Below are 20606 nucleotides of genomic sequence, written 5' to 3' on the forward strand. Positions count from 1 at the left end.
GCGCCGCGTTACAACAACCCCGACCCGTCGCGATTCTGCGGAAGAAGGCGGCGAACCGGCCCGGGCGAGGTCCTCCGCGACAGGTGTGGTCTCCTCCTGCCAGGACTGTGGTCGCGCCGGTGGCTGCTGAGGTCAGGCGGAACGACGGGGGATGTGTGGTGTGTCCGTCCACGGGGTCGGTTGGGCGGAGGTGTCGTCTGGCGGCCACGCTGTTGGTTCGTTTGGTGAGGGGAAGGGAATGGGCGTGACGGGTCCTCCCGGCGGGTCTTCACCTGCGGGCTGGGCGGTGTGGGGGATGTAGCTGGGCGGTTTGTATTTGCCGAGAGGTGTCGGCGCGGGATTCGTCCAGCCCGGGCGGGTGACGTGGACGATGCCCGCGGTGATGTGGATGTGCCAGTGGCCGGAGTGGAGGTCGAGGTGGTGGCGCTTGCAGAGCAGGACGAGGTTGTCGACGCGCGTTTCGCCGCCGTCGATCCAGTGGACGAGGTGGTGCGCTTCGCATTGGATCGGGGGTGCGCCGCAGACGACGCAACCGCGATCCCGGGCGTTGAGGGCCAGCCGCATGGGTGCGGTGACGAGGCGCTTGGTGGTCCCGACGTCCAGTGGCTGGGACTTCGAGCCGAGGACCACCGGAATCACCTGCGCATCACAGGCAAGGCGGCGTACGGCGGCGGCTGACAAGTCTTCACCGAAGACGGTGCTACCGAGCGCGTCGGCGGTCGCGGTCTTGAGAGCGTGGTAGTCGATGGTGATGGTCAGATGCGCCTTCGGCCCGTGCCCGGGGATGTAGGAGCCGCTGGGGCCGGTGGCGGTGGCGGTGGAGCCGACGGCGGCGGTGCCGGAGCTGGTGGGGTTGGGATCGGTGGCAGTGGTGCGGTCGGCGTCGGTGGCAGTGGTGGGGTTGGGGTCGAGAGTGTCACGGCTACTGGTGCCGTGGGAGCTTGTGGCGGTGCTCGGATTGGAGCGAGGGGACCGGCTTGTCGCGGACGTGCTGGTCTGGTGGTCGTCGTCCGGGGGCCAGGCGGCAGCACGGAGGTTGGTGTCTTGCGTCGAGCCATTGGGACGTTGCTCGTCGTTCCGCGGAGTGGGGGTGGTGCTGCGGTCGCCCTGGGCCGAAGTGGTGAGGGTTACGGCGGCGGCGGTGTTGAGGAGGGTGGTGAGGGCGTCGGCTTGGCGTTTGTCGCGGGGGCGGGGGTCCAGGGCGCCGTCGATGGTTTTGTGGGGTTTGGCGTTGGCGTGGATCAACGTGCGGAAGAGCTCGGCGTTGTCGTTGGCGAGGTAGCCGCGGAACTTCACGCCGTTGTCCGCGGGCTGCATGGTCAGGGACTCCCGGTTGTAGGCGCGGTTCTCGTCAGGTTCGGGGCCGTCGGTGTCGAGGATCTTGCGCATCCGGGCGCCGGCGTCGCGGAGTTGGCCGGGGGTGAAGGTGCGGGCGAGGATGATCAGCTGTTCTTCGGCGGCTCGGAGGTCTTCGGCGGGGACGGTGTTGGGGACCTTTTCGAGAGCGGACACGATGGCGTTGGCTTGTGCGGGGTTGATCGGCCGCACCGGATCGGAGCCGGATTCGTTGCCATCAGCACCAGAGTCGTCGGCACCCGGGTCGTCGGCACCCGGGTCGTCGGTACCCGGGACGTCGGCACGAGAGTCGTCGGCATCAGAGTCGTCGGCATCAGAGTCATCGGCATCAGAGTCATCGGCACCGGGGCCGGCGCTGGAATGATCGGCGCCGGAATGATCGGTGTCGGCGGCTGCGTGGGCCGTGGTGTCCGGGAATGGGGCCGCGGGGCCGGGGAGGGCGGCGGAGACGGCGTCGTACTTGGGGAGGGCGTTGGCCAGGCGCAGGTCGCGACGGGCTACCGCGGCGTCGATGAGGTAGCGCTCGGACAGGAAGCGGGCGGTGTCGCCGGCGCCGATCTCCTTGGCGTATCCGGAGGCGTCGAGGTCGGCGATCAGCTGCAGGTAGTAGGTCGTCAGCCCACCGATCACGGCGACGGTCGCGTCGAGGCGCGACAGCTTCTCGCTGTCGTTCATCGACCAGGCGGGCCGTTCGCCGAGGATCTCCATGCCGCCACTCTAGGCATCACCACCGACAGTTCCCAAGCCGGAATCCCCTGCAAAACAAGAGGATTCAGGCTGTCCACAGGAACAAATCTCACACCGCGACGACGCCGAAAACGGGTAGTCAGCGTCGAGACCAGGCGGTGCTCTCGACGTAGTGGTTGTCGTAGAGGTCGCTGGTTGCAGCGAGCTCCGCGAAGTCGACCTCACCGCGGTACGCGCGTTCGAGCAGGCGGTAGTACTCGAAGCGGGGCTTGGCGTGGGTGAGGACGAAGAGGACTTCGGTGTCCTCGGTGCCGGCGGCCTCGAAGGCGTGCGGGGTGTTCGGCGGTACGACGAGGAAGTCGCCCTGCCCTAGCACGATGATGTCGTCACCGGTCAGGACGCGGAGCGAGCCGGCCAGGACGAAGAAGAGTTCCGAGGCTTCCTTGTGCTGGTGCGGGGGAGCGCCTTCCTTGCCGGGCTTGAAGATCGACCGGTGGCTGGTGAGGTGGCCGTTGGTGTCCGGGACGTCGGCGAACAGCGTGACACCGCTCGCGGACAGAACCTCGGCCTCGGCGGCGCGGATCAGAACGGTCATGTTGATGCTCCTTCTGTGGCTGGGATTTCAGTTGCTGAGGGCAAGAGCTTGGACGCGACGCCGGCCGGTGAGCGCGAGAACGGCAGTGGCAAACACGCCGACCGCGCTGAGCAGAACAGCGGTTCGCAGACCCTGCACGGGGGTGCTGCTTTGGTTGGCGATAGCAACGAGTACGGCGAGCCCGACGGCGTTGCCGAGCTGCTGGCCGGTCGAAGCCGTCCCGGACCCGATGCCTTGGTATTCGGCCGCTACAGCTGTCGACGCAGCGGCGTACATCGTGGTGAAGGCGCTGCCCTGGCCGAGGCCCAGGATCAGCAGTGCCGGCACGAGTACGGCGTACGACGCCGAGATCGAAAGCAGCAGGCCGAGGAACGCGGTGCCGGCTCCGGCTACGGCGAAGCTGACGGCGAGGATGCGGTGCAAGCCGAATCGGGTCGCCAGCCGGCCGCCCAGGTTGGCGCCGACGAAGATCGCGACGGTGGGAACGAGATACGCGAGCCCGGTCTCGAGGGCGCTGTAACCGTGCACGTCCTGGAAGTAGACGGTCTCCAAGTACAGCAGCGGGCCGAGCGTCGCGGCGAACATGGTGATCACCAGCACGCCGGTGCGCAGGTTCCGCACCTTCAGCAATCCCAATGGCAGCGCGATGATCAGCTGTGCGAACGCGAGCAACGCGAGAATAGGCGGCTTATTCAGGATATTAGACATCCAGAATCAACTCCTGGGAAAAGGACGGCCGGGGGAGCCTCAGGATTTGAGGTTGGCGAACCAGGTGCGGGTGTTCTCCGGGGCCGCGGGGGATTGGGCCTCGACGCGGGTGACGATGTCGGCGATGGTCTGGCCGGCGAGTTCGCGGCGGTAGTTGAGCTCGGCCGCCCGCATCGCCTGGGAGACCAGGCAGACCTCGCGGTAGTCGGCCTTCGGGTCCGCGCCCGGCCCGGCCTTCAGGATCTGGGTGCAGCGGAAGGCGTCGTCGGCGCCGTCGATCGCGGTCAGGATGTCCAGCAACGTGATGTTGCGCGGATCCCGCGCGAGCTGGAAGCCGCCCTTCGGTCCCGAGGTCGAGGAGAGGATGCCGGCCCGGGTGAGCGCCTGGAGCTGTTTGTTCAGGTACGCCGTGGGGAGGTCGTAGAAGGCGGCGAGTCGTTTGGCGGTGACCGCCTCGCCGGGCAGCCAGCTGAGGTTCACGCAGCTGTGCATCGCCCACTCGACGCCTTCGTTCATCTTCATGGTTCTGGATATTAGATGTCCTGAATAGCAGGAGTCAAGAGGCCCGGCAGCAAGCCGCCGCCGGGCCTCCCGAAGAGAACCTCAGCTACCGACGCGGGCGCCGTCCTTGCGCCAGACGCAGGCGATGGCCGGACGGGGGAAGTTGTCCGTGTGCGGCCAGGTGGAGGTCGGCTTCTCGAAGGTGGCGTCGTCGGTCTCGCCCGGGTGCTGGACGGCGACGAACGCGGTCTTGTCGTCCTCGGAGACCAGCGGGCCGCAGGCCTCGGAGCCGAACGGCACGGACAGGAACTGCTTGACCTGGCCGCGGTTCGGGCCGGCCACCGGGACGGTGAAGATGCCGTCGTTGGAGCCGAGCACGTTGCCGTCGGTGGAGATCCACAGGTTGCCGGAGCCGTCGAAGCTGACGTTGTCCGGGCAGGAGATCGGGCTCACCTTGGTCTTGTCGAACCCACCGAAGTACGTCTCCTGGGCGGTCGGGTCACCGCAGACCAGGAACAGGGTCCAGTAGAAGCCGGTCTTGGCCGCGTCGTCGCCCTCCTCGCTGATCTCGAGGATGTACCCGTTCCGGTTGCCGGCCTTCTCGATCAGCGGGCTGTCCAGGGTGTCGCGGGTGTGCGACTTCGCCAGCGGGTTCGCCTCGTCGACGGCGAAGGTGCTGCCGCGCTTGTCGTTGTTCGTCAGCGCCGCGTAGATCCGGCCGTTCACCGGGTTGCGCTCGACGTCCTCGGGGCGGTCCATCCGCGTCGCCCCGGCCTTGTCGCCGGCGACCCGGGTGTTGATCAGCACTTCCTGTACGGACATGCCGTCGATGAACGACTTCTTGTCCGTGGTCAGCGGGATCCACTGCCCGATGCCGTCGTAAAGGCCGTCCTCGGCGCCGTCACCGGTGAACTTGGCGACGTACAGGGTGCCCTCGTCCAGTAGGCCGAAGTTGTTCTTCCGGTTCTTCGCGTCGTACTTGCCGGCCGAGACGAACTTGTAGATGTACTCGCCCTTCTCGTCGTCGCCGAGGTACACCGCGATCCGCCCGTCGGCGGTGATCGTGGTGGTCGCGCCCTCGTGCTTGAGCCGGCCGAGCATGGTGCGCTTCTTCGGCGCCGCCTTCGGGTCGTAGGGGTCCACCTCGACCACCCAGCCGGACCGGAACACCTCGGTCGGGGTCTTGGTCAGGTCGAACCGCGCGTCGACGGTGCTCCACTGGCGGGCGGACTTGGTCACCGTGGTCGGGACGCCGTACCGCTTGTAGCTGTCGACGTACTCCGCCGGGACCGTGCCGGTCACGTCGTAGTAGCCGTTGAAGTTCTCCTCGCCGGACAGGATGGTGCCCCAAGGCGTGACGCCGCCGGCGCAGTTGCCGAAGGTGCCGAAGGCAACCTTTCCGACGCGGCTGTCGGCGGCGGCCGGTCCGGTCACCTCGAACTTGGTGGTGGCGGTGATCCGGCGGTTGTAGCGGGACAGGTCCTTGTCCCGGACCCACTGGCCCTTGCGACCGACCCGCTCGATCTGTACGACGGTCAGACCGTGGGCCGCCAGACCGATCCGGGCGATCGTGGCGGCGTCGTACTTGCCGGTCGGGAACATCAGGTTCTCGTCGGTGTACTCGTGGTTGCAGACGAGCAGCGCCTTCCGGTCGTCGCGGAGCGGCACGATCATCGTGTAGTCGTTGTTGTACCCGAACTGCTTGGCCTGCGCCTCGGGCGTCTGCTTGTACGGGTCGAACTTCGGCGCACCCGGCACGACCGGGTCGCCCCACTTGATGATGACTCCCTGCTCGTAGCCGGCCGGGATGACGATGTCGTCCTTGCGGTTCGGCGGTACGACGCTGTGCGTCAGCGCACCGTGCCGGTCGAAGCCGGGGAAGTCGCCGTTGCCGGCGGCGGAACCGGAGACCGGCTGGTCGGCGGCGGCCGGCAGGTTGGCCGCGAGCGATGCGACACCGGCGGCGGCGACACCAGCGGCGCCGACCTTCAGCACGTTGCGGCGCGAGAACGCGGACCGCATCACCGTCTGGATGTGCTCGTTGCCGGAGGTGTTCGGCTCCGGGTGGTCACACTGGTTGGCGCACTTCAGCTCGCAAGTGCGGAAACTACGGGATCCGTGGCGGGTGCCGATCTGACTGATCAGCGGCAGGAACTTGGTCACGCTCGGGACCCTAGGGAGGTCAGGCGGTAACTGAGTGAAGGTCAGGTGAACGTCGTGAGGCTTAGGTTGCCCTAAGTAGCAAGGAGGAATGGAGCAGTCACGCTGCGGAGGCAGTGACCGCGGTCCGCGCGAGCGACTGGATCCGGCGCCGCTGCATCATGCTGTCCCAGGTGAAGATTGCCAGAGCGAACCACACCAGCCCGAAGCCGGCCCACCGCATCGGCGACATCGCCTCGTGGAACAGCAGTACGGCGAGCGCGAACTGCATGCTCGGCGTGATGTAGTTCAGCAGGCCGAGCGTCGTCATCGACACCCGCGTCGAGGCCGCGCCGAACAGCACCAGCGGAAGCGACGTGATCGGCCCAGCCAGCATCACCACGGCCAGGTAGCCGGCGCCGTGATCTGCGACCGTCGACTGTCCCTGCAATCCCAGTACGACGATCGCCGCAAGTGCGACCGGGGCGACGGTAGCGGTCTCGATCGCCATCCCCTCGATCGCCCCGGCGCCGGCCTGCTTCTTCGCCAGCCCGTACAGCCCGAACGAGAAAGTCAGGACGAGTGCCACCCAGGGCGGCCGCCCATTCTCGATGGTCAATCCGATCACCGCGCCGAAGGCGATCGCGAGCGCGGTCCACTGCAACGTTCGCAGCCGCTCCTTGAGGACCAGGACGCCGAGCAACACGGTGAACAGCGGAGTGATGAAGTAGCCGAGCGACGTCTCGACCACCCGGTTGTTGTGCACACCCCAGATGTAGGTGCCCCAGTTCACCGAGATGAGTACGGCGGCCGCCATCAACCGCCACCGCCGCCGCGGCTCCCGCAGTACTGCCTTCACCGTGCCGAACTTCCGCAGTACGACGACCAGCAACGCGATCGTGGCCATCGACCAGACCACCCGATGCGCGAGTACCTCGATCGAACCGGAGTACTCCAGCAGCTTCCAGTAGAGCGGAAACAGGCCCCAGATCAGATACGCGGCGAGGCCGTAGGCGAACCCTCTCCGCTGTTCTGGCACAACCCACACCCTAAGCCCGACGGACAGTGGCATCCAACCACTTTGCTCATGACGTGAGACGGGCCGGCGTCCACTGGCGGCTGCACCAGTTGGTGGGCTGGTGTGATGCGGTTGGATGGAGGGGTGGACACGAGGAGGCTCGCGTGGGTGTGAGGACCGGTCTGGTCTCGGTGACGTTCCGCCAGTTGACGGCCGATGAGGTGGTGGACGTGGCGGCCAGGGCTGGGCTGGGGACGATCGAGTGGGGTGGCGACGTCCATGTCCCGCTCGGGAATCTGCCGGTCGCGCGGCGGGTCAAGGCGTTGTCGGAGGAGCGTGGGCTGGCGATAGCGGCGTACGGCTCCTATTTGCGGGCCGGCAGCGTCGACCGCGAGGAGATGCGCTCGGCCGTCGCCACGGCCGCCGCGCTCGGTGCGCCGAGGATTCGCGTCTGGGCAGGCAACGTCGGTACGGCGCAAGCGGGGGTGGGCGACCGGATGGCGGTGACCCGCGGTCTCGCGGAGCTTGCGGAGATGGCGGCCGGGTCGGATATCGAGATCGCGATGGAGTTCCACCGCAACACGCTCACCGACGAGGTCGACTCGACCATCACCCTGCTGCTCGACGTCGGCGCCCCGAACCTCAAGACCTACTGGCAGCCGCCGGTCGACGTCGGGGACGCCGAGTGCCTGGGGCAACTCGAGGCCCTGATGCCGTGGCTGAGCACGGTCCACGTCTTCTCCTGGTGGCCCTCCAGCACCCGCCTCCCGCTGGCAGCTCGCGAGTCGCTCTGGCGCCGGGTCCTGGAACGGCTCGCCGCCGAACCCCGGGAGATCAACGCCCTGCTGGAGTTCGTCGCCGATGACTCGCCGGAACAGTTGGCCAAAGACGCAGCGGACCTGCACAGCTGGGTCTGAATAGTCGGAGCTGGTTGCCTGGCGTTGGCGGAAAGTTTCGCTGAGTACTGGCCAACGGGCGGATTGTGACGCGATGCTGGCCGGTGACAGGTTCCTTCACCGCCCCGGAGGTATCCATGATCAGGTCGATTCCCCGGCTTCTCGCCGTACTCCTGCTGTTCGCCGCCACGCTCACCACCAGCCAGGTCCTGACCGCGACCGAGGCGCATGCCGACGGCTGCTACACCTGGGGTCGCACGCTCAGCGAAGGAGCCAGCGGCGAGGACGTGCGCCAGCTGCAGATCCGCGTCGCGGGCTACCCCGGGTACGGCGGGCATCTGGCGACCGACGGCGCCTTCGGCCCGGCGACCAAGGCCGCGGTACAGCGGTTCCAGTCGGCGTACGGGCTGGGCTCGGACGGGATCGCCGGGCCGGCGACATTCAGCAAGATCTACGCGCTGCAGGACGACGACTGCACGCCGATCCATTTCACCTACTCCGAGCTGGACGACGGCTGCGGTGGTTCCGGGTACGACGGCGGTCCGCTGTCGGAGGCGGCGACGAAGGCGAACGCGTTGCAGACCATGTGGCAGCTCGAGGCGATGCGGCACGCGCTCGGCGACCAGCCGCTGAACATCACCAGCGGATTCCGCAGCACCGCGTGCAACAACTCGGTCGGCGGTGCGAGCAACAGCCAGCATCTGTACGGCCGCGCGGCCGACCTGGTCGGCGTCCACTCCCTCTGCACCCTCGCCAAACAAGCCCGCAACCACGGCTTCGGCGGCATCTTCGGGCCCGGTTACCCAGGGCACAACGACCACACGCACGTGGATATCCGCAGCAGCAACGTCTGGGACGCCCCGAACTGCGGGATCTAGCGTGAGCGGATGGACGAACGTCTGGTCGCCGTGGTGGCGTACGACGGTGTCGAGCTGCTGGACATCGCCTGTGTGACGTCGTGTCTCGACATCGCGAACCGGATCGGGGCCAGTCCGCCGTACCGGGCAATGCTTTTGACGCTGGGCCGGCGCAGCATCACCTGTGACTCGGGTATCCAGCTGCAGGCGGACGAGGCCCTCGAGCGGTTCAACGAGCCTTTCGACACCTTGATGGTGTCCGGAGGGCTCGGCCACGAGGAGGCGGCGTCGGACCCTCGCTTGGTGGGTCACGTACGACGCCTGGCCGCGCTCGCCCGCCGGGTGTCATCGGCCTGTACGGGCGCGACGGTGCTCGCCGAAGCGGGTCTGCTCACTGGTCGCCGGGCCACCACGCATTGGATGTACGCCGACAAGCTCGCCGAGAGCTACCCCGACGTACAGGTCGACGCCGACCCGATCTACATCCGCGACGGGCAGGTGGCGACGTCGGGTGGGGTGACGAGTGCTCTCGACCTCACTTTGTCCTTCATCGAGGAGGACCACGGCGAGGCGTTGGCCCGCGGCGTCGCGATGGGCACGGTCGCGTACCTGCAGCGGCCGGGTGGGCAGTCCCAGATGAGCATGTTCGTGGCGACCCGGTTGAGCGGCGATCTCCTCGTACGACGTCTTCGCGACCACATCGTGAGCCACCTGAACAGCGACCTCAGCACGCCGGTGCTGGCCCGCTTCGCCGGTGTCAGCGAGAGGCATCTGTCGCGGCTCTTCCTGACCCACGTCGAGCAGACGCCGGCGCAGTACGTCCGCGGCGTCCGGACCGAAGCCGCCGCACACCTGGTGATGTCGACCGAGCTGCCCCTCGGCGCGGTCGCCCGGCAATGCGGCTTCGGGTCGACCGAGTCCCTCCGCCAGGCGTTCCTCGACCGGTACGGCGTACCTCCGTCGAAGTACCGCCGCGCGCCGGCCTGACCCCAGGAATCCGGCAGGTTTCCCCACAGATCCGGACGCGATCACGTCCTTCCGGATCTGGTTGCCGACGTCACTCCGCACGATCAGGGCATGACGTGGTTCATCACTGCCCTCAAGAAGTACGCCGTGTTCAACGGCACCCCAACCCCCAACCGCTACGGTGACAACCCCAAGCCGGTCTCACGATGACCCGCGCCGACGCCGAAGCCCGCAACCTCAGAACACGTGTTACTTGAGAGAGCCGAGGGGGCGGGGGATCGGCTTGTCGGTGGGAGTTCCCCATTGGACGGCGGGCTGGCCGTTGATCCACCAGGTGGCGGTTGAGGGGCGCCAGATGGCGAGGTCTGTCTTGCCGTCGCCGGTGAAGTCACCGGTGAGCGGGATGTCGCCGGTCTCGCCCCAGCGCTGGGCGGTGCGGCCGTTGATCCACCAGGTCCCAGTTGCCGGACGCCAGATCGCGAGTTCGGTCTTCTTGTCGCCGATGAAGTCACCCGCGACCGGAATGTCCCCGGGTTCGCCCCAGTGGATTGCTGACTTGCCGCGGATCCACCACATTCCCGTCGACGGACGGAACACGGCGGTTTCCAGCTTGCCGTCGCCGTTGTAGTCGCCAGGCACCGGGATGTCGCCCTTCTGGCCCCACCGCACCGTCATGACGTTCCGCACCAGCCAGTCGCCGGTGCTTGGCCGCCAGACCGCGAGATCCGTACGACCGTCGACGCTATAGTCGCCCGGAACCGGCATGTCCCCATTCGCGCCCCACTGCGCCTCGGCGAACCCACGTGCTCGCCAGACACCGTCCGAAGGCCGCCAGCTCACGATGTCGGTTCGTCCGTCCGAGTTGATGTCGGCCGGGACCTGGATGTCGGTGGCCGCACCGTGCTGAAGGGTGTGGAAGTTGCGGTCCAGCCAGGTGGTCGTGCCGGGCTGGAAGACCTGGAGATCGGTACGGCCGTCACCGTTGTAGTCGGCGTACCGGCCGGGCACGAACTTGGCGTAGTTCGCGGTCAGGATCACATCACTCGCAGGCATCGTCAGCGACCGCGTCCGCATCCCACCATCGGACCAGTTGGTGAACACCTGGGTCCCGGACATGGCGGGCGGCGCCAGCTCGTTGTGGGAGCCCACGGTCACCTTCACGCTGACCCGCTGGTCACCGTTGATGAGCACCGGGACCGGAGCCACCACGGTCAGCGTGCGCAGGTCCGGTTCCGCCTTGTACACCTGCTGCGTGACCGTCCCGTCCGAGTCCGTCGCCCAGGCCGTCACCTGCATGGTGGTCATGTCACCGTGGTCATCAAACAGATCGGAGTACGTCGCTCCAGTGCTGGTCTGCCCCGGATGCTGATGGCACCCACCATCGGGGGCGCAGTGAATCAGATCCGTCCGCCAGGACACCTGGAGCGGACCGTCCTCGGCATCAGTCGCCGAAGCACTCAGCGAGACCGTGTCACCAACGGCGTACTTCTTGTCAGGCCCGTTCAGCGTGAGGTCCGGCGGATGGTTGTTCGGCACGACGACAATGTCCTTCGTCGCCGTGAGTCCCAACGAATCCGTGACCGTGAGCTTCGCAGTGACCTTCCCGGCAGCCGCATAGGTGTGCGTCACCACGGCGCCCGTACCTTGCGAACCGTCCCCGAAGTCCCATGCGTAGGTGAGGTTGTCGCCGTCCAGGTCGTACGACGTCGAGGCGTCGAAGCTGACGGTCAGGGTCGCCGGGTCCACGGTCGTGGCGGCCTGGGCGATCGGTGCGCGGTTGCCGGCCGAGTAGCGCAGCCGGATCAGATTGCCGGAAATGATGTCCGCGAAATAGATGTCGCCGTTCGGACCGGTCTTCATCGCGACCGGGCCGCCGATGCCGGTGGCGAAACCCGAGGTCTCCGGCGCGCGCGTCACCTTGCCCTGGGCATCGATCATCATCGTCCAGAGCTTCTGCTGCGAGTAGTCGGAGAAGAAGTACGCGCCCTGGTACGCCGCTGGGTACGACGTACCGGTGTACCAGGTGCCACCGGTGATCGAGCCCTGAATGCCGGCCCGCGAGTAGTAGTACAGCGGTGCCGTGACCGACTGCGTATAGATCGGTCCGCATGCTGCCGTGGCCGAGTACTTCGCCTGCTTGGCCACACCTTCGTAGCACGGCCAGCCGTAGTTGGCGCCCGCGGTCAACGAGTTGAGCTCCTCGTACGAGCTCCAGCCGACGTCTCCCACGATCACGCGACCGTTCGTCGGGTCGACCGACATCCGGAACGGGTTGCGGAGACCGTAGGCGTACACCTTGCTCCGCCACGACGACGGGGAGGCCGCGTTGAAGTAGGGGTTGCCGGCTACACCGGCGCCGGTGGCCGGATCGATCCGCAGGACCTTGCCGAACGGGACGTCGAGGTTCTGGGCTCGCATGGCCTCGGGGTTCGCCGACGTCATCGGCGCGGCGTTGTCGCCGATGCTGACCAGGAGCTTGCCGTCCGGTGCGACCAGGACGGTTCCGCCGCCGTGGTAGATGCTCGTCAGCAGCGGTGTCTCGAGGAGGACCTCCTCGCCGGTCAGCGAGGTCGGGTCGGCCGCCGGTTCGGCCGTCCAGCGGGAGACCCGGAGGACGCGACCGTCCGCGGTGTCGCGCGCGTACAGGACGTAGAGCTTCCCCGTGGTGGCGTAGTCCGGCGCCAGCGTGAGGCCGAGCGCACCGAGGTCCCCGGTGTGTGCGGCGTTGGGGATCGTGGTGACCGTTCTCGGCGGCGCGTCGTTCGAAACGACCGTGACCTGGCCGTCCCGGCCAAGAGTCAGCACCCGGTCGTCGGGCAGGAACTCGAAGTTCGTCAGATTGCCTTCGGGCTGACCGGTCGGGATCGGTACCGGCGTGAAGCCGGTCGGAATCGACACCGCGGCGTCGGCGGAATCCTGACTGGTCGCCTGGACCACGGTCACCAGCAGCACTGGTGCGATCAGCGCCGCGATCATTGTCCTCGGCCGCACTCGTCGACTGGTCGCAGGCGCGCCAGAGCGCAGCCAAGTGAATCTCATACCAATATCCCCACTTACCCCAGGCGGAACAGCGTCACCCGCTTAGATGCAGGTGACGCGGCGAATGTTGCGATTTGATTGTGGGGGGCGATGGTTACGCTCTCATGGCCGAGCGCCGCCGCGCCAGTCTTTTGCCCGAACGGGTCAGAGCAGCTGGCTGAGGGTGTGGATGATGAGGCCGACCAGGGCGCCGACCACCGTGCCGTTGATGCGGATGAACTGGAGGTCGCGGCCGACGTGGAGTTCGATCCGGGCGGCGGCTTCGCGGCCGTCCCAGCGTTCGATGGTGTCAGAGATCACAGAGACGATCTCGTTGCCGTAGGTGCGGATGACATAGCCGACCGCCTCGGCGGCGCGGACGTCCACCTTCGTCCTCAGCTCGTCGTCGTTCTGCAGCCGCTTACCGAGATCCTGTAGCGCTGTGGTCGCGCGTACTCGCAAGGTGCTCGACGGATCGTTGATCGACTCGATGAGTGCTTTGCGTACGGCGTCCCACACGGCGGTCAGGCTGGATCCCATGTCTGGGTGCGTCAGCATCCGGCCCTTGAACGTCTCGAACCGCGCCATCATCTCCGGATCGTTCTGCAGGTCGTCGGCGAGCTGGCTGAGCAGCCGGTCGACCGCCTGCCGGGCCGCATGCGACTGGTTGTCCCGTACGTCGGCCAGCCAGGCCAGCGCCTCGCGATGAATCCGGTCGATCACCAGCCGGTCGACCCACTGCGGCGACCAGCGCGGCGCCCGCGGACCGACGACCTCGGTCAGGATCTCCCGGTTGTCGCGCAGCCAGTCGTGCGCCTCGACCATCAGCAGATCGAACAACGCGTGGTGGGCGCCGTCGTCGACCACCGACTGGAGGAAGTGCCCGGCGATCGGGCTCAGCGGCTCCCGGACGAACCGCGGCAGCAACGACCCCTGCACGAAGGCGGTCACGTCCTCGTCGCCGAGCCTGGGCAGTGCCGCGCCGATGGTCCGGGCGCCCTCGGCCACGATCCGCTCGGCGTGGTTGCCGGCGGCAAGCCACTCACCGGCCCGGCGGCTCACCTCGGCGGTGCGCATCTTCTCCGCCACCACCTCCTTGGACAGGAAGTTCTCGGTGACGAACTGCTCCAGGCTCTCGGCCAGACTGTCCTTCCGTGTCGGCACGATCGCCGTGTGCGGGATCGGCAATCCCAACGGGTGGCGGAACAGCGCGGTGACGGCGAACCAGTCCGCCAGCGCACCCACCATCGCCGCCTCGGCCGCCGCGTTCAGATATCCCCAGCCGCCGTCGCGGTGCAGCGTGGCCACATAGATCACCGCCGCCAGCCCAAGCAACGACAGCGCCACCATCCGCATCTGCCGCAGCCCACGCCGCCGTACGACGTCAGCGGCACCCAACGTCATTGTCGCCATACACCGATCTAACCAAGTCGGCGGTGATGAGGTCGTGTCTGGTGATCCATCAAGCCGGAAACCAGGGCGAGGATCAGACCGGCCGCCGCGAGTGCGGCACCGGCTCGGCTGGGCCATTCGTAGCCGTAGCCGGCGGCCAGTACGACGCTGCCGAGCCAGGCGCCGAGCGCGTTCGCGATGTTCAGGGTCGAATGGTTGAGGGACGCGGCCAGCGACTGGCCTTCGTGTGCGACGTCCATCAGGCGGGTCTGCAGCGCCGGGACCAGGATGCTCGCCGAGAACCCCATCGCGAACACTCCGACGAACGCGGTCGGCTTGGTCTGCGCGAGCCAGCCGAACGTACCGAGCACCACCATCACGGCGATCAGGCCGCTGTACAGGCTGGCCATCAGATTGCGGTCGGCGAGGCGGCCGCCGATCACGGTGCCGCAGGTCATGCCGACGCCGTACACGGCCAGGACGATGGTGACCGCGGCCTCGGAGAAACCGGCCAGTTCCGTCATCGTCGGCGTGATGTAGGAGTACGTAGCGAACATCCCGCCGAAGCCGACCATGCCGACCAGCAGCGCCATCCATACCTGCGGCCGGGCCAGCGCGCTTAGCTCACTGCGGACGTTGACGTCACTGCCGACCGGCTGCGGCGTGACCCAGAACCAGACCGCGACGAGGGTGAGGAGCCCGAGCCCGCCGACCGCGAGGAACGGTGCCTGCCAGCCGAGTTTCTGCCCCATCAGCGTGGTCAGCGGTACGCCGATGACGTTGGCGACCGGCAGACCGACCATGCTCATCGAGACCGCCCAGGCCCGCCGGCTGGCCGGCACCATCGAGGCGCCGACGACCGCGCCGATCCCGAAGAACGCGCCGTGCGGCACGCCGGTCAGGAACCGGGCGGCCATCAGGAATTCGTAGCTGGAGGCAACGGCCGAGAGCACGTTGCCGAGCACGAACACCGCCATCAGCCCCAGCAGCAGCCGCTTCCGCCCGGTCCGCGCTCCCAGCGCCGCGATCACCGGGGCACCGACGACGACCCCGATCGCGTACGCCGAGACGACATGACCAGCGGTCGGGATCGAGATGCCCACCCCGTCCGCGATCTGCGGCAGCAGGCCCATCGTGACGAACTCGGTGGTCCCGATCGCGAATCCGCCGGTCGCCAGCGCGAACAGCGCCAGCCCGACATGCCGGGCGGTCGTGTCAGGAGTTACCGAAGTTGTCACGCCTGATTGTCGCAGAGGCCGCGATGCGGACCGCCAGGCCATCACAAGTGGCGCTCGCTGCCGGCCATGAGCGCCGGTGCCCGCGCTTGGCTCGGTTGTGATGGCCTGGCGGTTCGGCCCCGTGTAAGGATCCGGGATGGCCAACTTTGGGGACTACCAGTTGCAGATTTACCTGCAGGGGATGTTGCAGGGGGTGCGGCCGGAGATCACGACGGATCTGGGGCGGTTGGAGGCGCAGGCGGCGGGGACGTTGTCGGCGGAGGCGATGGGGTACATCGTGCCGAGCGCGGGCAGCGGCGCGACCGCCCGGGCGAACCTGGCAGCCTTTGATCGATGGCGCCTGGTACCCCGGATGATGCGCGGCAGCACCGAGCGGGATCTGTCCTGCACGATCCTCGGTACGGCGATGCCGGCGCCGGTGCTGATCGCGCCGATCGGCGTACAGACACTGGCGCATCCCGACGGCGAGCTGGCGACCGCGCGGGCCGCCGACGCGCTCGGCCTGACCTACACGCACTCGACGCAGGCGAGCCACGCGTTCGAGCAGATCGAGTGCGCCAGCAAGTGGTATCAGCTCTACTGGCCGACCGACCGCGACGTCTGCCTCAGCTTCCTCCAACGTGCAAAGGCCAGCGGGTACGGCGTTCTGGTCGTCACCCTCGACACCGGAACGATCGGCTACCGGCCGGCCGACCTGGATCGCGGCTTCCTGCCGTTCCTCAAGGGAGACGGGCTGGCGAACTACTTCAGCGACCCGGCCTTCCAGGCGAAGCTGGCGAAGCCGGTCGCGGAGGACCCGGCCGCCGCGGTGATGCACTGGGCGCAGATGTTCCCCAACGTGGGCCTGAGCTGGGACGAGCTCTCCTTCCTCCGCGACAACTGGGACGGGCCGATCGTCCTCAAGGGAATCACCGCCGTCGACGACGCGAAGCTCGCCGCCGAGCACGGCGTGAACGGCATCGTGGTCTCGAACCACGGCGGCCGCCAGGTGGACGGCGCGATCGCGTCGCTGGACGCACTGCCGGCCATCGCGGATGCGGTTGGTGAGCAACTGACCGTGCTGTTCGACTCCGGCGTACGTACGGGCGCTGACGCGGCAAAGGCACTCGCATTGGGAGCCAAGGCGGTGCTGCTGGGTCGGCCGTTGCTCTACGGCCTCGCGCTGGCTGGGCAGGCGGGCGTGGAGCACGTGCTGCGGTGCTTCCTGGCCGAGCTCGATCTCACGCTGGCGCTGTCCGGGTACGCGAACCACCGCGAGCTGAACCGCGACTCGGTGGTGCGTGCGTGAAAGCAGTCATCTTCGATCTGGACAACACCCTCTTCGACCACACCGCGTCGGTGATCACGGCGCTGCACGGCTGGGTGCCATCGCTGGGTGGCACGCTGTCCGACGAACTGCTCGCGCAGTGGTTCGAAATCGAGGACCGCAACTTCAACCAGTGGCTGGCCGGGGTCCTGACCCATCAAGGGCAGCGACGCGGGCGGTTGCGCGAGTTCCTGCCGTTGATCGACCACCCCGTGCCGTCGACCGATGCCGAGCTGGACACGATCTTCGCCGGGTTCCTCCAGCACTACGAGGCGAGCTGGGCCGCTTTCCCGGACGCGCGACCGGCCCTGGAAGTTGCCCGCAGCAACGGTTGGCGGATCGGCGTGCTGACCAACGGGAGTACGACGCAGCAGAACGCCAAGCTGGCCGCGATCGGGCTAGCCGACCTGGTCGACGTCGTCTGTACGTCGGAGTCGTTAAGCGTCAGCAAGCCCGACAGCGCGGCCTACCTGATGACCTGCCAAGCGTTAGGTGTCGAGCCGTCGTACACGGTCATGATCGGCGACAACCTCGAGCTGGACGTGCTGGCGGCCCGGAAGGCGGGGCTGACTGCTCACCACCTTGACCGGGCCGCCGGCATCACCCTGCTCGAATTGATCAGTTGACCGTCCAGGTGTCGGTGCCGGTGACCAGGGACTGGAGGTCGCCGGTGCCCTGGGCTTCCTGCGCCGTCGTGATCTGCTGACGGACCAGGTCGTCGTACGCCGGCCGCTCGACCGAGCGGAAGACGCCGATCGGGGCGCGGTGCAGGACGCCGGCGTCGGTCAGCCGGGACAGTGCGAACGCGTACGCCGGGTCGTCGGTGTGCGCGTCGTGGACGACCAGGTCGGCCTCGCCGTTCGGTAGGTCAGCCACTTCGCGAACGGCCAGCGAGGCGAACCCGTCGCGAACCACGCCGAGCCGGCCTTCCTTGCCGAAGCGGATCGGCTCACCGTGCACTAGCGGGATGATCGCGTCGTCCCGGGTCTCCGGGTCCTTGAACGCCTCGAACGCGTTGTCGTTGAAGATCGGGCAGTTCTGGTAGATCTCCACGAACGCCGTACCCCGGTGTTCCGCGGCTTCGCGCAGCACCGACGTCAGGTGCTTGCGGTCGGAGTCGACCGTCCTGGCCACGAACGTCGCTTCCGCGCCGAGCGCCAGCGAGACCGGGTTGAACGGGTTGTCCACCGAGCCCATCGGCGTCGACTTGGTCACCTTGCCCGGCTCGGAGGTCGGCGAGTACTGACCCTTCGTCAGGCCGTAGATCCGGTTGTTGAACAGCAGGATCTTCATGTTCACGTTCCGCCGCAGCGTGTGGATCAGGTGGTTGCCGCCGATCGACAGCGCGTCGCCGTCACCGGTCACCACCCAGACGCTCAGGTCCGGCCGGGACACCGCGAGGCCGGTCGCGATCGCCGGCGCGCGCCCGTGGATCGAGTGCATGCCGTACGTCGACAGGTAGTACGGGAACCGGGACGAGCAGCCGATGCCGGAGACCATCGCGACGTTCTCGCGCTTGATCCCGAGCTCCGGCAGGAACCCCTGGAACGCGGCCAGTACGGCGTAGTCCCCGCAGCCCGGGCACCAGCGGACCTCCTGGTCCGACACGTACTCCTTGCGGTTCTGCGGCTCGGTCGCGGCAGGGACGCCGCGCAGACCGTTCGGCAGGCTCGGCATGCCGAGCTCGACCGTGCTCATCGTGCTCCCTCCGACTGGTGCAGCTCGTCGCTCAGTGCGGCTTCACCGTGCTTCAGGCTGGCCGCGGCCAGCCCCAGGTGGCGGGCGTCGTCGTCGATGCCCTCGGTCTCCTCGACCAGGTTGCCGATCACCCCGGCCAGCTCGGCCGCGCCCAGCGGCATGCCGCGGACCTGCGCGTACGAGACCACGTCGACCAGGTACTTCGACCGCAGCAGCAGCGCCAGCTGGCCCAGGTTCATCTCCGGGACCAGGACCTTCTCGTAGCTCTTCAGGATGTCGCCGAGGTTCGGCGGGAGCGGGTTCAGGTGCCGCAGGTGCGCCTGCGCGATCTTGCCGCCGACCTTGCGGACCCGGCGGACAGCGGCCCCGATCGGCCCGTACGTCGATCCCCAGCCGAGCACCAGCACCTTCGCCGTACCGTCCGGATCGTCGACCGTGATCGGGTCGACGGCGATACCGTCCACCTTGGCCTGCCGGGTCCGGATCATCAGGTCGTGGTTGGCCGGGTCGTAGGAGATGTTGCCGGTCTTGTCCTCCTTCTCCAGACCGCCGATGCGGTGGTCCAGGCCCGCCGTACCCGGGATCGCCCAGGCACGAGCCAGGGTCTCCGGGTCGCGGAGGTAGGGGAGGTACGTCGGCTCGCCCTTGTCGTTGGTCGCGTTCGGCTCGAGCGTGAAGTTCGGGTCGATCGTCGGCAGCTCCTCGATCACCGGGATCTTCCACGGCTCGGAGCCGTTTGCCAGGTAGCCGTCGGACAGCACGACCACCGGCGTGCGGTAGGTGACGGCGATCCGCGCCGCCTCGACCGCGATCGCGAAGCAGTCCGCGGGGGACTGGGCCGCGAGCACCGGCAGCGGGGCCTCACCGTTGCGGCCGAACATCACCTGCAGCAGGTCGGCCTGCTCGGTCTTGGTCGGCATACCGGTCGAGGGCCCGGCGCGCTGGATGTCGCAGACGACCAGCGGCAGCTCGAGCATCACGCCGAGGCCGATCGTCTCGGACTTCAGGCTGATGCCCGGGCCGGACGACGTGGTCACGCCAAGCGCACCGCCGAAGGACGCGCCCAGGGCCGCTCCGACGCCGGCGATCTCGTCCTCCGCCTGGATGGTGGTGACGTTGAACCGCTTGAGCTTGGACAGCTCGTGCAGTACGTCGGAGGCCGGGGTGATCGGGTACGCGCCGAGGACCAGCGGCAGGCCGGCCCGCTGCGCGCCCGTGACCAGGCCGTACGCCAGCGCGAGGTTGCCGGAGATGTTCCGGTACGTGCCGGTCGGCATGACCGCCGGCTTCACCTCGTACCGGACCGAGAACTCCTCGGCCGTCTCGCCGAAGTTGTAGCCCGCCCGGAAGGCCGCGATGTTGGCGTCGCGGATGTCCGGCTTGGAGGCGAACTTGGTCTCCAGGAACGTGATCGTGGTGTCGACCGGCCGCTGGAACAGCCACGACACCAGGCCGAGCGCGTACATGTTCTTCGCCCTGGACGCGTCCTTGCGGGTCAGCCCGAACTCCTTGACCGACTCGACCGTCATCGCGGTCAGGTTCAGCGGGACCACGTGGTAGCCGTCGAGTTCACCGGTCTCCAGCGGGTTCTCGTCGTACCCGACCCGCTTCAGGTTGCGGGCGGTGAAGTCCGCGGTGTCGACGATCAGAGTGGCGCCGCGCGGAACGTCGCCCAGGTTCGCCTTGAGTGCGGCCGGGTTCATCGCGATCAGCACATCGGGCGCATCACCAGGCGTCAGGATGTCGTGGTCGGCGAAGTGGAGCTGGAACGACGACACACCCGGCAGGGTTCCGGCTGGTGCCCGGATCTCCGCGGGGAAGTTGGGCAACGTCGACAGGTCATTGCCGAACGAAGCCGTTTCCGCTGTGAACCTGTCCCCCGTGAGCTGCATCCCGTCGCCGGAGTCGCCGGCGAAGCGGATCACCACGCGGTCGAGCTGCTTGACCTCGATGGTCACTGTTCTGTTCATCTCCAAGTCGAAGCTTGGGTCGGCCTGCCGCTTCGTGGACGGCACGTCGATCCCCCCATGTCAGGGCGATAACCCCAATATTAGTTCGCCCTTAGTACGGAACCATGCGGAAGCCCCGCTGGTCCACAGCCTGGGACACGGTGTTAGGGAGTGAGATTCGTCGGCTAGGACGAAATCTGCCGATGTCACAGTCCGCAAGGGCTCGCTTGCGATACGGAGTCCGAACCGGCAGGGTGTCTTCATCACACTGTGATCACTTCG

General features: G+C 67.7%; 16 protein-coding genes. 5 read left to right on the top strand and 11 right to left on the bottom strand.

What is annotated here, in order from left to right; genetic code table 11:
• Positions 1-132: 132 nt before the first annotated feature.
• The 6 genes from EV646_RS40580 to rarD all read right to left on the bottom strand — a co-directional run bounded on the left by EV646_RS40580 (position 133) and on the right by rarD (position 7025).
• Entirely contained in the window at positions 133-2064 is a 1932-nt protein-coding gene (locus tag EV646_RS40580) for an HNH endonuclease signature motif containing protein (RefSeq protein ID WP_199236926.1), read from the bottom strand.
• Between the two features lie 118 nt (positions 2065-2182).
• Positions 2183-2638, bottom strand: coding sequence for a cupin domain-containing protein (locus EV646_RS11100; RefSeq protein WP_132147108.1), 456 nt, complete (start codon positions 2636-2638; stop codon positions 2183-2185).
• 27 nt (positions 2639-2665) lie between these two features.
• A complete protein-coding gene (locus tag EV646_RS11105) occupies positions 2666-3346 on the bottom strand; it encodes an MFS transporter (RefSeq protein WP_132147111.1) in 681 nt (226 codons plus the stop codon).
• Positions 3347-3385: 39 nt separating this feature from the next.
• A complete protein-coding gene (locus EV646_RS11110) occupies positions 3386-3868 on the bottom strand; it encodes an RrF2 family transcriptional regulator (protein WP_199236927.1) in 483 nt (160 codons plus the stop codon).
• A gap of 81 nt (positions 3869-3949) precedes the next feature.
• A complete protein-coding gene (locus EV646_RS11115; protein ID WP_132147114.1) occupies positions 3950-6010 on the bottom strand; it encodes a PhoX family protein in 2061 nt (686 codons plus the stop codon).
• Between the two features lie 97 nt (positions 6011-6107).
• Positions 6108-7025, bottom strand: a complete 918-nt coding sequence (gene rarD, locus EV646_RS11120; RefSeq protein ID WP_199236928.1) for an EamA family transporter RarD — start codon at positions 7023-7025, stop codon at positions 6108-6110.
• A gap of 143 nt (positions 7026-7168) precedes the next feature.
• On the opposite strand from rarD, the gene EV646_RS11125 reads away from it, so the two are divergent.
• From EV646_RS11125 to EV646_RS11135, 3 genes are all read left to right on the top strand, one after another.
• Entirely contained in the window at positions 7169-7921 is a 753-nt protein-coding gene (locus tag EV646_RS11125) for a sugar phosphate isomerase/epimerase family protein (protein WP_132147120.1), read from the top strand.
• Positions 7922-8037: 116 nt separating this feature from the next.
• Positions 8038-8778 (top strand): D-Ala-D-Ala carboxypeptidase family metallohydrolase, encoded by a 741-nt coding sequence (locus EV646_RS11130; protein ID WP_132147123.1) that lies wholly within the window; start codon positions 8038-8040, stop codon positions 8776-8778.
• Between the two features lie 9 nt (positions 8779-8787).
• The gene (locus tag EV646_RS11135) at positions 8788-9744 is read left to right on the top strand and encodes a GlxA family transcriptional regulator (RefSeq protein ID WP_132147126.1); all 957 of its coding nucleotides are present in this window, start codon (positions 8788-8790) and stop codon (positions 9742-9744) included.
• A 228-nt stretch (positions 9745-9972) separates the two neighbouring features.
• On the opposite strand, the gene EV646_RS11140 is transcribed toward EV646_RS11135, so the two are convergent.
• The 3 genes from EV646_RS11140 to EV646_RS11150 form a co-directional block, all read right to left on the bottom strand.
• Entirely contained in the window at positions 9973-12762 is a 2790-nt protein-coding gene (locus EV646_RS11140) for a PQQ-dependent sugar dehydrogenase (protein ID WP_132147129.1), read from the bottom strand.
• Positions 12763-12906: 144 nt separating this feature from the next.
• On the bottom strand, positions 12907-14154 hold the full coding sequence (locus EV646_RS11145; RefSeq protein ID WP_132147132.1) for a DUF445 domain-containing protein: 1248 nt from the start codon (positions 14152-14154) through the stop codon (positions 12907-12909).
• 8 nt (positions 14155-14162) lie between these two features.
• Complete coding sequence (locus EV646_RS11150; RefSeq protein ID WP_241995751.1) at positions 14163-15371, bottom strand: MFS transporter; 1209 nt, start codon at positions 15369-15371, stop codon at positions 14163-14165.
• A gap of 136 nt (positions 15372-15507) precedes the next feature.
• Between EV646_RS11150 and EV646_RS11155 the strand changes: the two genes are divergently transcribed.
• Complete coding sequence (locus EV646_RS11155) at positions 15508-16659, top strand: alpha-hydroxy-acid oxidizing protein (RefSeq protein WP_132147138.1); 1152 nt, start codon at positions 15508-15510, stop codon at positions 16657-16659.
• Positions 16656-17303 carry an HAD family hydrolase gene (locus tag EV646_RS11160; protein ID WP_132147141.1) on the top strand — a complete coding sequence of 216 codons (648 nt, stop codon included), beginning with the start codon at positions 16656-16658 and terminating at the stop codon, positions 17301-17303. Before EV646_RS11155 ends, EV646_RS11160 begins: the two co-directional genes overlap by 4 nt.
• On the opposite strand, the gene EV646_RS11165 is transcribed toward EV646_RS11160, so the two are convergent.
• Both EV646_RS11165 and EV646_RS11170 read right to left on the bottom strand, forming a co-directional pair.
• Entirely contained in the window at positions 17296-18375 is a 1080-nt protein-coding gene (locus tag EV646_RS11165; RefSeq protein ID WP_132147144.1) for a 2-oxoacid:ferredoxin oxidoreductase subunit beta, read from the bottom strand. The genes EV646_RS11160 and EV646_RS11165 overlap by 8 nt on opposite strands.
• A complete protein-coding gene (locus EV646_RS11170; protein ID WP_241995753.1) occupies positions 18372-20345 on the bottom strand; it encodes a 2-oxoacid:acceptor oxidoreductase subunit alpha in 1974 nt (657 codons plus the stop codon). Before EV646_RS11170 ends, EV646_RS11165 begins: the two co-directional genes overlap by 4 nt.
• Between the last annotated feature and the right edge of the window lie 261 nt (positions 20346-20606).

This window comes from Kribbella antiqua (genome assembly GCF_004345665.1).
Lineage (GTDB): Bacteria > Actinomycetota > Actinomycetes > Propionibacteriales > Kribbellaceae > Kribbella > Kribbella antiqua.